This window comes from Dermatophilaceae bacterium Sec6.4 (assembly GCA_039636865.1).
In the GTDB taxonomy this organism is placed as follows: domain Bacteria; phylum Actinomycetota; class Actinomycetes; order Actinomycetales; family Dermatophilaceae; genus Allobranchiibius.
In genome coordinates, this window is sequence record CP144172.1 from 2,392,684 (window position 1) to 2,405,821 (window position 13,138).

A 13,138-nucleotide genomic window follows, 5' to 3' on the forward strand; every position below is an offset into this window, starting at 1 on the left:
CGTTAGCGTCGAGCCCATGCGACTTGGGCTCAACCTCGGCTATTGGGGCACGACCGGTACCGACGACCTGGCCGGCATGGTCACGCTCGCGCAGGAGGCCCACCGTCAGGAGTACGACGTGGCGTGGCTGGCAGAGGCCTACGGCTCGGACATCCCCTCCCTCGCCGGTTATCTGGCCGCCAAGACACCTGGGATCGGCTGGGGGAGCGCCATCATGCAGATCCCTGCGCGGACACCGGCGATGACCGCCATGACGGCGGCAACCCTGGACCGCATCACCGGTGGCAAGTTTCACCTGGGCCTGGGCGTTTCCGGGCCGCAGGTGAGCGAAGGCTGGCACGGCGTGCGCTTCAACGATCCGCTCGGGCGGACCCGCGAGTACGTCGAGATCATCCGCGCCGCGTTCGCCCGCAAGAACGTCGTGTACGACGGGAAGCATTTCCAGCTGCCGCTGCCTGACGGCCCCGGGAAAGCGCTGCGTCTGCTGCTGCTGCCCGAGCGCCCCAATGTGCCGATCTACCTTGCTTCCATCGGCCCCAAGAACTTGGAACTGACCGGTGAGATCGCCGACGGCTGGCTCGGCATCTTCGTCAGCCCCGAGTACGTCGGCGAGCAACTGACCGCGATCAGAGCGGGTCGGTCGAAGGCAGGACACGAGGGCCTGGACGGGTTCGACGTCGTCGCCTCGGTGCCGGTGAGCGTCGATGACGACCTGGACGTCGCGGCTGACCGGCTGCGCGCGAACGCGGCGCTCTACGTCGGCGGCATGGGCTCGAGGGATAAGAACTTCTACAACAAGCTGGCCGTCCGGATGGGTTTCGAGCAGGAGGCAGCTCAGGTGCAGGATCTCTACCTACAGCGCCAGCATCGGGAGGCAGCGGCCGCCGTACCGCGCGAATTCATCGATCAGACCGCCCTGTTCGGCCCGGCCGACCGCATCGCTCAGCGATTGCACCGTTACGCAGATGCAGGGATCACGACGCTGAACGTGGCCCCCGTCGGGGACAGTCTGGACGACCGCGTGGCGACAATCGCCCTGATGCGCGAGCTGCTCGTACGCGAAGGTCTGGGCGACTGATGGCGACCCTGCTCCTCTTGCGACACGGACGCAGCTCGGCGAATACGGCCGGGGTGCTGGCCGGGTGGACCCCTGACGTACATCTGGATGACACCGGGCGCCAGCAGGTCGAGCGTCTTGCCCAGCAGCTCGGCGATGTTCCGATCGCACGGATCGTCGCCAGCCCGCTGGAGCGGTGTCAGGAAACGGCCGCAGCAGTGGCCGCGCCGCACGGTCTTGCTGTGGTTACCGACCCGGATCTGGGCGAATGCAAGTACGGCGCGTGGACCGGGAAGAAGATCTCCGAGCTGAGCAAGGATCCGCTGTGGAGGACCGTGCAGGACCATCCGGCAGCAGCGATCTTTCCGCCCTCCGACGACTTCGAATCCGAGGGTCTCGCCGGGATGCATGCCCGCACGGTGGCCGCGGTGCGCCGCGTGGACGCGCAGGTCGAAGCCGAGCACGGCCCGTCAGCCGTGTGGTGTGCGGTCTCGCACGGGGACGTAATCAAGGCGATTCTCGCCGACGCGCTCGGACTGCACCTCGATCAGTTCCAGCGCATCGTGACCGGCCCAGCATCCCTTTCCGTCGTTCGGTACACCCCGACCCGGCCGTTCGTCGTACGCGTCAACGACCAGGTCGGTGACGTCGCGGACCTCATGCCGAGTGTGCAGGACACCAGCGGCGACGCAACTCCGGGCGGCGCCACGGGAACCACTGCCGAACCATCCGATGAATCGGTTTAGAGTCGAGTTATGACCCTGTTGGAGTTCGAGCACCCGGACCGGTTCGTCGCCGGCACCGTCGGTCCCCCCGGGGCCCGCACCTTCTTCCTGCAGGCCGCGCAGGGCCGCGCGGTGGTGTCGGTCTCCTTGGAGAAGGAGCAGGTCGCCGTACTCGCGGAGCGGGTCAACGACCTGCTCGACGAAGTCGACGCGACTGCCGACATTCCGCAGGCACCGCAGGACAACGAGCCGCTCAGTACCCCGATCGACGACGAATTTCGGGTCACCACGATGAGCCTGGCGTGGGAGGCCGACCATCAGGTCGTCATCATCGAATGCCACGACCGTGAGGTGTCACTCGAACCGGACGAGACCGGTGCCGACCTCGTCGAGGTCACCGAGCCTGACGCAAGCCTGATGCGCGTCGTGCTGCGCCCGGAGGTTGCGCGGGAGTTCGCCCGGCGCAGTCTGGCCGCGGTGGCCGACGGTCGCCCTCCGTGCCCGTTCTGCAGTGAGCCTCTGGAGCCCACCGGTCACGTCTGCCCCCGTGCCAACGGCTACCGGCGCTAGCTCGCCCGACGTCCTCGCCGTCCTTCGCGAGGGGGAGGTCGAGATCGAGGGGCGACTGGTGGATGCCTCCAACGTCGCGATGCGCGTGTGGATCGGCAGCGGCGAGGACCGCACTCCCGCTGTCTACAAACCAATCCGCGGCGAACAACCGCTCTGGGACTTCCGGTCCGACTCGCTGGCGGCCCGCGAGGTGGCCGCATTCCTGGTGTCGCAGGCCGGTGGTTGGGACCTGATACCACCGACGGTATTTCGCGACGGCCCGCTCGGCGCGGGGTCCGTGCAGCGTTGGGTGGGCCCCTTGGATGCTCGGCCTGATCACGAGTTGCTACGCGTCGACCGTGGTAACGAGCCACCGACGGGGTACGTCGCGATCTGGTCGGTATTCGATGAATCCGATCGGGCCCAGGTGGTCTCGCATGCAATCATTCCGGCGCTGCAGGACCTTGCTGTGCTCGACGCGGTGCTCAACAACGCTGACCGGAAGGCCAGCGCGATCATCGTCGACGAGGACGAGCGCTTGTGGGCGATCGACCAGGGTCTGTGCTTCCACGAGGAACCCAAGTTGCGTACCTGCCTGTGGGGCTTCGCAGGCGACCCGCTCAGTACCGCCAACCTCGCGCGGCTACGCCGTCTGCAGGAGTTCCTGCGCGAGGACCAGCAGGTGGCGGCGCTGTTGTCGGTACGCGAGTTCACAGCCCTGCTGGCCCGTTGTGACCAGCTTGTCAGCACGCAGCAGTATCCCGAGGTTCCCGAAGGGCGCACACCGCTGCCCTGGCCCTTGTGGTGAGACCGATAGGCTCCCGATCGTGAATTCGTGGCCCTCTCCGTCCATCCCTGACGTGGCAGGGTCTTCTCCCGCCCTGAGCTTGCGGAACCCGGTGACGGGGCTCCTCGAACCGATGACGGTGCGCGATGGTGCGGCCTCCATGTACGTCTGCGGCATCACGCCGTACGACGCGACACACCTGGGCCATGCAGCTACCTATGTGACCTTCGACCTCGCAGGGCGGGTCTGGCGCGACACCGGTGCGCACGTGACCTACGTTCAGAACGTCACCGATATCGATGACCCTCTGCTGGAGCGCGCAGCACGCGACGGAGTGGATTGGCGAGACCTCGCGCACCAGGAAGTAGAGCTGTTCGCCACGGATATGACGGCCCTACGGGTCATCGCTCCCGACCACTTCGTCGGCGTCGTCGAGACCATGCCGCGACACGTGGATGTCGTCGCCCGACTCCTCGCGTCGGGTGCGGCCTACTCGCTGAGCATCGGTGCGGACGAGGCCCCTGCGGACGGCGCGGTCGACGTCTACCTCGACCTGTCGCAACAGCCGACCTTCGGGCAGGTGAGCGGCTGGGACCGCACCCAGATGATGTCGGTATTCGCCGACCGTGGCGGGGACCCCGAGCGCGCCGGGAAGCGCGACGAGTTGGACCCGCTGCTGTGGAGAGGCAATCGATCCGGGGAACCCTCCTGGGACGGCGGCCCTGTTGGTCCGGGACGGCCGGGATGGCACATCGAGTGCACGACAATCGCGTTGGACCACCTGGACATGGGCTTCGACCTGCAGGGCGGCGGCACCGATCTACGCTTTCCGCATCACGAGATGAGCGCGGTGCAGGCGGTAGCGCTGACTGGTGAGGTGCCGTTTGCGCAGCACTACGCGCGGCAGGCGATGGTCGCCTACGACGGCGAGAAGATGAGCAAGTCCAAGGGCAATTTGGTGCGCGTCTCCCAGCTGCGCCGCGCAGGTACGGATCCGATGGCGATCCGTCTGGTGCTGCTCGCCCAGCATTACCAGCAGGAGTGGGAGTACACCGGAGAACTGCTCACCCGTGCGCAGACGCGCCTGCAACACTGGCGCGATGCAGTCCGGGTCGGCGCGGATTCGGACGCTGACGCGGTCATCGACGGTCTCCGTCGCGCCCTGAGCAACGACCTCGATTCACCGACCGCGCTGGCCGTCATCGACGAATGGTGCGAGGGATCCAGCGGCGCGGCAGGCTCCCCGCGCATCGCTGCAGCAATTGACGCCCTGCTCGGTGTCGACCTCACACCCTGATTTCATTCGGGGATGACGTTCGACGCCAGCCACCCCGGAGCTGTTCAGGTTGAATATGTAACGTCTTCCGCATGATGATCGAAGTGCAGGCAACCGACGGCCCGGCTCAGGCATGGGTGTCCGTGCCCAGTGTCGGGGGAACGCACCCGGGGGTCCTGTTCTTCATGGACGCGATCGGCCTGCGGCCGCGATTGCACGAGATGGCTGATCGGATCGCCTCATGGGGCTATGTCGTGATGGTGCCGAATGTCTTCTATCGCGATGGCACCGCAGATCAGACCTCGCCGGCAGCGCCGCTGGACACCGACGAAGCGCGCGGCGCGTTCTTCAAGCACGCGATGCCTCGGGTCAACGGACTGATCCCGGACCAGTCCCGACCCGATACCGCGATCTGGATCGACGCGTTGACCAGCCGCACCGACGTCAGCACCCCCATCGGGGTGGTGGGTTACTGCATGGGTGCTCGCCTTGCGGTGCGCGCCGCATGTGACCACCCGGACCTGGTCGCCGCGTGCGGTGGATTCCACGCCGGGGGGCTGGTGACCGACGACCCTGACAGCCCGCACGCTGGACTGTCGCGGGCAACGGCGGAGTTTGTTTTCGGGCACGCGGACAATGACTCGTCGATGCCGAAGGACGCGGTCGACCGGCTTGGCGCGACCTTGAAAGAGGCGGGCCTGACCACCAGCAACGAGATCTACGCGGGCGCGCCACACGGGTATTCGATGTCGGACACAGCGGCCTATGACCCCGAAGCCACCGAACGCTCATTCCACGAGCTGCGCGCTGTCCTGGACCGCCGGTTGCGCTGACAGTCCCGACCTCTGACCGTCTCAATCGGCTTTCAGCTCACCGATCATCGATTGGAAGAGCGGGGTGAGACGGCGTAGTTCTTCGACATGGGCGCCGGTCAGCGCACTCAGGATCTGCTCGCCTGCGGCCGTGAGGTGCAACCGCACCACCCGGTGATCCTGCGAATCGCGCACCCTGTCGATCAGCCCGCTCTTCTCGGTGCGGTCGGCCAATTCCACCGCTGAGTGATGACGGATGAGCAGGTAGTCGGCGGCCTGCCCGATCGTCGGACCGGCCGCGTCCTGGTGACCGCGGATCGCCAGCAACAGCTGATGCTGGCTGGAAGTCAACCCGTGAGCAGCGGCCTGATCTGCGCTCCAGCGCTCGAACCTGCGCAGCCGCGTCCGCACGGCGAGCAGCCGCTCGTAGTCGCTCTGGCTGACTGCCGCGTGCTGTTCACCGAGTATGTCGGACATCACTCTCCGCAAATTTCTGGCGGCTTCACAGAGCCGCTACTATTATGTCTCGTGTCACGATACATCTCTGAGATTTCACGAACCGACGTCCGGCAGACGCGATGACGACCGCCGCCACCCGGCCGGGAAAACCACCCCTTCGCGACGTCAGTCACCTCGGGGACTTCAGTGTCACACCCCGGATGCTGCTGATCGCCGCCCTCGCGCTGCCGGTCGGTGCGGTCAGCGCGGTGATCGCCTGGGCGCTGCTGAGGCTGATCGGCCTGATCACCAACGCCATCTTCTACGGCCGGGTGGGCACCCAGCTCGTGGCGCCGGGGGAGGGCCACCACAATCCGCTGGTGGTCATCCTGGCACCGGTGATCGGTGGTTTGATCATCGGCTTGATGGCACGGTACGGATCGGAAAAAATCCGCGGCCACGGCATGCCTGAAGCAATCGAGGCAATTCTGCTGGGGGGCAGCAAAGTAGAGCCGCGGGTTGCGGTTCTCAAGCCGGTATCTTCGGCGATCGCGATCGGTACCGGCGGACCGTTCGGTGCCGAGGGCCCGATCATCATGACCGGTGGGGCGGTCGGGTCGCTCTTTGCGCAGTTGTTGAAGCTGACTGCCGACGAGCGCAAAACCCTCCTGGTGGCCGGCGCCTCCGCGGGGATGGCAGCGACCTTCAACTCCCCGTTCGCCGCGCTCATGTTGGCCGTCGAACTACTGCTGTTCGAATGGCGTCCGCGCAGCTATGTGCCCGTCGCCGCCGCCGTCTGCGTCGCGGCGATCGTGCGTCGTCCGCTGCTCGGTACGAACGCACTCTTCCCGGCCGTCGGCACCTTGCACATCGGCTATTCCACGTATGCGCTGTGCGTTGTCTCCGGCATCACCTCGGGTCTGCTCGCGGTCGTTGCAACGAGGCTGGTCTACCTCGCCGAGGACGGTTTCCACCGGCTGCCGATCCACTGGATGTGGTGGCCCGCCATCGGGGGGGTGATCATCGGCATCGGCGGACTGATCGTGCCCCAGGCGCTCGGCGTCGGGTACAACGTCATCGGCGCAGAGTTGGACGGCTCGATCGGATTGGGCCTCGTGGTGGGCATCCTGATCGTCAAGACCCTCATCTGGTCGCTCTCGTTGGGCTCTGGGACGTCGGGGGGAGTCCTCGCTCCGGTGTTCATGATCGGTGGCGCGCTCGGCACCCTGGAATCGCACGTGTTCCCAGCAGTCGGACCCGGCTTCTGGGCACTCATCGGTCTCGCCGGTGTGCTCGGCGCTGTCATGAGGTCGCCTCTGACGGGGATCATCTTCGCGCTGGAGCTGACCCGTCGCTTCGACGCGTTGCTGCCGCTGATCATCGGGGCCAGCGTCGCGTTCATGGTGTCGGTGCTGCTGCTCAAGCGCTCGGTGCTGACAGAGAAGATCGCGCGCCGGGGTTACCACCTGTCCCGGGAATACGACGTGGATCCCCTCGAGATTCTCTTCGTCGGTGAAGTGATGCAGACCGAAATCCTGACCTTCGAGCAGGATGTGTCGGTGACCGATGCGTTTGCTGCTATCGCTGATACAGACCCCGCCAATGTTGATGCGCGCCGCCAGATGCTCTACCCGATCGTGGGTGAAGCCGGGACACTCGATGCCCTGGTCACCCGCACCCAGCTGGAGACGGCACTGCATGACGACCGCGGGGAGTCCAGCGTCCTGGACGTCGGTGTCCATGAACTCGTGGTGACCCATGCAGACGAGACGTTGCGACATGTCGTGTCCGTGATGGCCGGCAGTGGAATCGACCGGATGCCGGTCGTGGACCGCGAGGATGCGACGCGCATCGTCGGCATGGTGTCGTTGACGGATCTGCTCGCAGCTCGACTCCGTGACCTGCAGGAGGCGCGTGACACCGACCGGATCCTGCGGATGCGGATCGTACGACCCGGTCGCCGCAGCGACATTCGTCCCTGAGGGCAGGACGGTCTGCCGCTACTGCGCCGCGGCGCCCAACGCCACGCCTAACAGCAGCACCGCAAGAACGGCGCGCACAGTGTCAATCTGCAGCAGGCGTCGAACAAGTGCATCGTCGCGCTCGGAAAGTCGTCCGTGAATCGGGGCAGCTCCGAACGCCGTGACCGAGGCAACCGCGGCAGCCAGCACCGCACCGGCATACGTCCAGCCGCTGCGGTCCGCGAGCAGCATCCAGCACACCGAAACCGCGAGCAGCACGTAGACGACGCCGACAAGCGGAACGATGCCGCGACTGTGCCGAGCGTGAGCATCGGGCCAGCGTTCCGGTGGGATCCGGGACAGTGCCGGGTAGACCAGCACGGTCACCGTCAGTTGGAACCCCGCATGCAACGCCGCGGCGATGAGGAAGGTCACAGCGGCGGCATCCACCAGCTCAGTGTGCCAACCCGAGCCCGCCCGCCATTGCTCAGGCCCGCGTGGTGTGCACCGGTTGCCAGGCCCGCAGGGCGGTCAGCAGTGCGTCGACGCCCAGCCGTAGCGTCGGTTCGATGACGGGGGAGTAGTGCGGTGAATGGTTGCTCGGCACATCACGCAATACCTCCAAGACATCGTCCTGATCTCGTGCACCGGCAAAGAGCGCAGGATCTGCCCCGCCCAGGAACCAGAACGCGCACGGCACCCCGGCAGCTTGCGCGAGCACACCGACATCCTCGCTGCCGGTCATCGCACCCGGATCGATCACAGCTGCATCACCGAGCCAGTCCGCGAACGCGTCGCGTACACGGTCAACTGCCTCGGCGTCGTTGAGCAGCGGTGGGAAGTAGTCGGTGTGTTCGACCGTCGCGACCGGCGCACCCGAAGCTGCCGCCTCCGCCTGCACGATCCTGCTGATCGCTGCCAGAGTGCGCGCCCTGACTTTCGGGTCGAAGGAGCGTACGTTCAGGCGCAGCTGCGCTTCGTCCGGAATGATGTTGTTCGTCGTACCGGCCTGGATCATGCCCACCGTCACCACCGCGGTCTCGGCGCCCGCAGTCTCCCGGGCCACGATCGTCTGCAACCGCATGACCGTTGCCGCAGCCATCACGATCGGGTCGATCGTGCTTTCCGGGCGAGAACCGTGCCCGCCTCGTCCATGCATCGTGACCGTTAACGAGTCGCTGGAGGCCATCGCCATTCCGGGATGAATGGCGATACATCCCGCGGGCAATGGCGACACGTGCTGACCAAGAACCACATCCGGTCTGCCGACGAGGTCGAACAGCCCATCGTCGATCATCGCCTGCGCGCCGGAGCCGACTTCCTCGGCAGGCTGGAACAGCACGATGACACGACCCGAGAAAGTGGTTGTGTCGGCAGCCAGTTGAGCGGCCGCGCCCAACAGGCAGGTCATGTGCACGTCGTGCCCGCAGGCATGCATCACGGGAACGTCATTGCCGAGTCGGTCGACGGCTCGCTGCGTGCTGGCATACGACAGGCCGGTCTTCTCCACCAACGGGAGAGCGTCCATATCTGCGCGCAGCAACACGGTCGGGCCGTCACCGTTGTTCAGGACGCCGACGACACCCGTGCCGCCAATGCCGGTATGCACGTCGTAGCCCCAGACGCGCAGCGCGGTCTCGAGGATCCGGGCGGTCCGGGTCTCCTGGTAGGACAGCTCCGGATGCCGATGCAGATCGCAGTAGATCTCGGCGAGTTGCGAGTCAGTCAATGCGGTTCCCGGATCGAATGTGGTCACTGGTCTGAATCCTCCTGGGACAAGAGCGGGTGCTCGGCCTACCTGCACCGACCATCGCAACGTATACCGAGCCACCCGCGGTGGGGCACAATCGCGGACGTGACCGACTCAGCGCCCATCGGGCAGCGCCACGATCCGTCGATGCCGCGCTACGCCGGACTCGCGACCTTTGCGCTGCTGCCGCGTATCGAGGATGTCGCTCACGCCGATATCTGCGTGCTGGGCATTCCGTTCGACACCGGCACCAGCTTCAGACCGGGGGCGCGGTTCGGTCCCAGTCACATCAGGGAACACTCCCGACAGCTGCATCCCTATCACCAGGTTCTCGACGCCTACCCGTTCGCCAGCTCGCAGGTGGTCGACGCCGGCGACGTGGGCGTGGGTCCCTACGACATCGTTGCGGCGGTCGAGGCGATCGAGACCCGGGCACGGGAGTTGGTCGACGGCGGTGCACGCATCGTTGCCCTCGGCGGGGATCACACAGTTGCGTTGCCGCTACTACGCGCTGCGGCTGGCGCGCACGGGCCCGTCGCGGTGCTGCATTTCGACGCGCATCTGGACACCTGGGACACCCTGCACGGCGCGTCGGTATGGCATGGTTCGCCGTTTCGCCGCGCCGCTGAGGAAGGCCTCATGGACCTGGCGCACTGCCAGCATGTGGGCATCCGGGGAGGTATCTACGACCCGTCGGAGCTGCACGAGGACGAGGCAATCGGGTTCGAATTGATCCACAGCGACGAGTTCCAGCACCGATCGCTGGACGACATCATCATGCAGGTGCGCCGCCGGGTCGGTACAGGTCCGGTCTACGTCTCGGTTGATATCGACGTGCTGGATCCGGCGTTCGCGCCTGGGACCGGCACGCCGGAGGTAGCGGGCCTGAGTACGCGCGAGTTCTTCTGCACCCTGCGTGCCCTCCGCGGCCTGAACATCGTCGGCTGCGACGTGGTCGAGGTCGCGCCGGCCTACGACCACGCCGGTATCACCGGGCTGGCAGCCGCTCATACCGCGTGGGAACTGATTACCCTGATGGGCTTGACCGACCCCGCGTGACGAGCCTGCCCGACGTCACTGCCTGCTCGACGTCACTGCCGCCCGACGTCACTCGCCGTCGGCCATTGCGGCCAGTTCGTCCTCGGGCATCGAGGGGGTGTCGCGCGACAGCGTTTCGCCGCGGAAGAATTCCGGTTGCCGGGCCCGCATGACGAACATCGCGACAACACCGAGACCCAGCACTCCGAAACCGAGGAAGAACACCAGGCCGACGCTGCCGATCGCCGAACCGCTGCCGTTGTCGGGATCCATGCTCGCCTTGACCGAAACGACGAACACCGCGGCCAGGATCAGGCCACCGACCAGCGGGAAGAGAAACTTGAAGATGGCGTTGTGCATGGTGCTGAAGAGCTGTCGACGGAAGTACCAGATGCACGCGAAGGCTGTAATGCCGTAGTAGAAGCAAATCATGATGCCCAGCGCAGCGATCGTGTCCAGCAGCGTCCGCTCGGACAAAATGGTGGTCACCGTGTAAAACACAGCGGTCACGACACCGGCGACCACCGCTGCGAACGACGGGACCAGGAACCGCGGGTGTACCTGGGCGAGCTTGGTCGGGAACGCCTTGTACGCGCCCATCGCAAGCATCGTGCGCGCCGCCGGTAGGAACGTGGTCTGCAGACTGGCGGCCGAGGACGCGAGCACCGCAAGGAACAGCAGCAGTCCGACCCACTTACCCATGACCGGTCCCGCCAGCGCAGCGAAGACGTTGTCTGCGGTGTCGGGGTTACCCAGACCGAGCCCGGTGTCGCCGACGCCGGCGTACATCAATGCTGCCACTGCTACCAGCAGGTAGGTCAGCAGGATGGTCACGACGCACAACAGACCGGCGCGGCCGGGTGTCTTTTCAGGATCTTTGCATTCCTCGCCCAGAGTCAGGCAGGTGTCCCATCCCCAAAATGCGAAGATCGATCCGGTCACTCCGAGGACGAAGGCGCCCGCAGTCAAGCCGGTGAGGGGGTTGAACCAGTCGAGGCTGAAACCCTGGGTCGACGGCGCGTTCCCACGAGCAACCTGAACCAGGGCGAGCACCGCGAACAACAGCAACACAATCATCTGGAATCCGACAAGGACGACCTGGATGCGCTCGCTGGTCGTGATCCCTCGATACGCCACTGATGTTGCGAGCGCCAGAAACGCCAGCGTGGTCAGGATGGCAACCGGTTTGTTACTGGACAGGTCGGCGATTCCCGGGGCGCTGAAGACCCTGGCCAGGAAGAGGTAGAAGAATTCGACGGCAATCGCCGCGAGGTTGGACAACACGATGATGGTTGACATCACCATGCCCCAACCGCACATGAAGCCGACGTAGGGCCCGAAGGCCTTGGTGGACCAGGTAAATGACGCGCCGCAGTCGGGGGAGTCTGAGTTGAGCTCGCGGTAGGCGTACGCCGTGAGGAACATCGGGATGAAACCTGCGATGAAAATGGCCGGCATCTTGAATCCGACAGCGGCGACGATCAGGCCGATACTGGCGGTCAAGGTGTATCCGGGGGCCACGGAGGAGACCCCGAGGATGGCGCCGGACAGGGTGCTGACCTTGCCGGGCGCCAGACCCTTCTCGATGACGCCGCTTCGGGTTGAGGCAGTCTGCTGTTCGCTCACGGTGTCACCTTCACTTGTTCTCGGGTATCTGGATGTCGGCCCGATCGGAACCTGTCGCTGCTTCAGAAGTAGCGGGTCGGGGTACAGCGATGACCGGTACCGGGCAGCATCGAACGAGTTTCAGGGCAGTCGATCCCAGGAACACCCGGGCGAAAGGACCCATCGGTGCCGAACCCAGCACGAGGAGGTCTCCGTCGTGCCACTCGGCTCGGGCGACTGCCTGAGCTATGTTGCCGCCCACCCGTACGAAGATCTCGACCTCGATGTCTTCCGGCACAGCTGCAGCGACCGCTTCGAGTTGCGTTCTTGCGGCTGCAGACTGGGCAGTGGTATCGAACCTGGCCGGGCCCTGCCCTGGGATGTGCCGCAACAAGGGGTACTCCGAGAAAACGAAAGTCACCAGTTGCAGCGGAACCCCATGCGTGCGGCACAGCTCGATGGCGGCACTCAGTGCCTGCGGCGAATCCGGGGACTGGCTGTAGCCGCACACGATCCGCTGCACCGATTCGGTGGCGGACTGGGCGAAACCCTGGGGTGCAAACGCGAGGGGGATAGGTGAAGCGTGCTGCAGCAGGCCGCCGACGCTTCCCACGGCGTACCGACCGGAGACACCGGTGCGTGCGCTGCCCAGGATGAGCATCGAGGCGCCTACCTCGGATGCGTAGTCCAGCAGGCCCACGCCTACCGAGGGCGACAGTCGCACGGTGTGCGACACGTCCAGCGGAGCCAGATCGTTCATCATCGCCTCGAAGATGGGTTGCAGCCGGTCCGCGACAACACTCGCGTACCCGAGGGCACCGTACGCAGCATCACCACCGGTAGCGGTGTGCGGCACCACGGTGCACACGGTCAGCGATATGTCGGTGCCGGTCACCAGGAATCGGCCCAGCGCAACCGCATCTTCTCCTGTCTCATCGGGAACGAACGCAGCCACATAGGAGGCTGCGAGCGGAATCGGTGTGACCTGTGTCATGGCCGTACGGTAGCCGTAGGGTTGCTGAGTAGTCCCTGGATTCGATGGTGTCGCAGAATCTTTCTGCAACGCCGGTCCGGTCGCTCGAAAGTGCTCTTCGTTCGAGCTTGGGCGGACAGGGGATGTGCGCGGGGAATGTTCCGAGG

13 protein-coding genes are annotated in these 13,138 nt (G+C 65.6%); 8 read left to right on the plus strand and 5 right to left on the minus strand.

The features are described 5' to 3' along the window. Positions 1-16: 16 nt before the first annotated feature. The 6 genes from V3G39_11390 (at position 17) to V3G39_11415 (ending at position 5,227) form a co-directional block, all read left to right on the plus strand. Positions 17-1,078: an LLM class F420-dependent oxidoreductase gene (locus V3G39_11390; protein XAS75267.1), complete on the plus strand. Its 1,062-nt coding sequence runs from the start codon at positions 17-19 to the stop codon at positions 1,076-1,078. Continuing rightward, positions 1,078-1,803 (plus strand): histidine phosphatase family protein, encoded by a 726-nt coding sequence (locus tag V3G39_11395; protein XAS75268.1) that lies wholly within the window; start codon positions 1,078-1,080, stop codon positions 1,801-1,803. Before V3G39_11390 ends, V3G39_11395 begins: the two co-directional genes overlap by 1 nt. A 9-nt stretch (positions 1,804-1,812) precedes the next feature. Further along, the gene (locus V3G39_11400; GenBank protein XAS75269.1) at positions 1,813-2,352 is read left to right on the plus strand and encodes a DUF3090 domain-containing protein; all 540 of its coding nucleotides are present in this window, start codon (positions 1,813-1,815) and stop codon (positions 2,350-2,352) included. After that, positions 2,330-3,139, plus strand: coding sequence for an SCO1664 family protein (locus V3G39_11405; GenBank protein XAS75270.1), 810 nt, complete (start codon positions 2,330-2,332; stop codon positions 3,137-3,139). Before V3G39_11400 ends, V3G39_11405 begins: the two co-directional genes overlap by 23 nt. Before the next feature lie 19 nt (positions 3,140-3,158). Then, on the plus strand, positions 3,159-4,415 hold the full coding sequence (gene mshC / locus V3G39_11410) for a cysteine--1-D-myo-inosityl 2-amino-2-deoxy-alpha-D-glucopyranoside ligase (GenBank protein ID XAS75271.1): 1,257 nt from the start codon (positions 3,159-3,161) through the stop codon (positions 4,413-4,415). Between the two features lie 71 nt (positions 4,416-4,486). Continuing rightward, positions 4,487-5,227 carry a dienelactone hydrolase family protein gene (locus V3G39_11415; protein ID XAS75272.1) on the plus strand — a complete coding sequence of 247 codons (741 nt, stop codon included), beginning with the start codon at positions 4,487-4,489 and terminating at the stop codon, positions 5,225-5,227. Between the two features lie 21 nt (positions 5,228-5,248). Here V3G39_11415 and V3G39_11420 read toward each other — a convergent pair whose 3' ends face one another. Further along, positions 5,249-5,683: a MarR family transcriptional regulator gene (locus V3G39_11420; protein XAS75273.1), complete on the minus strand. Its 435-nt coding sequence runs from the start codon at positions 5,681-5,683 to the stop codon at positions 5,249-5,251. Between the two features lie 101 nt (positions 5,684-5,784). Here V3G39_11420 and V3G39_11425 point away from each other — a divergent pair, with 101 nt between their 5' ends. Further along, positions 5,785-7,626: a chloride channel protein gene (locus tag V3G39_11425; protein XAS75274.1), complete on the plus strand. Its 1,842-nt coding sequence runs from the start codon at positions 5,785-5,787 to the stop codon at positions 7,624-7,626. 18 nt (positions 7,627-7,644) lie between these two features. Here the strand turns inward: V3G39_11425 and V3G39_11430 are convergent, their stop codons facing one another. Both V3G39_11430 and V3G39_11435 read right to left on the minus strand, forming a co-directional pair. Then, positions 7,645-8,055 carry a hypothetical protein gene (locus V3G39_11430; GenBank protein ID XAS75275.1) on the minus strand — a complete coding sequence of 137 codons (411 nt, stop codon included), beginning with the start codon at positions 8,053-8,055 and terminating at the stop codon, positions 7,645-7,647. A gap of 37 nt (positions 8,056-8,092) precedes the next feature. Continuing rightward, positions 8,093-9,361, minus strand: a complete 1,269-nt coding sequence (locus tag V3G39_11435) for an amidohydrolase (protein XAS75276.1) — start codon at positions 9,359-9,361, stop codon at positions 8,093-8,095. 99 nt (positions 9,362-9,460) lie between these two features. On the opposite strand from V3G39_11435, the gene speB reads away from it, so the two are divergent. Further along, entirely contained in the window at positions 9,461-10,414 is a 954-nt protein-coding gene (gene speB, locus V3G39_11440) for an agmatinase (GenBank protein ID XAS75277.1), read from the plus strand. A 48-nt stretch (positions 10,415-10,462) separates the two neighbouring features. Here the strand turns inward: speB and V3G39_11445 are convergent, their stop codons facing one another. Both V3G39_11445 and V3G39_11450 read right to left on the minus strand, forming a co-directional pair. Then, a complete protein-coding gene (locus V3G39_11445; protein ID XAS75278.1) occupies positions 10,463-12,019 on the minus strand; it encodes an APC family permease in 1,557 nt (518 codons plus the stop codon). Between the two features lie 10 nt (positions 12,020-12,029). After that, a complete protein-coding gene (locus V3G39_11450; protein XAS75279.1) occupies positions 12,030-12,992 on the minus strand; it encodes a universal stress protein in 963 nt (320 codons plus the stop codon). Positions 12,993-13,138 lie beyond the last annotated feature (146 nt).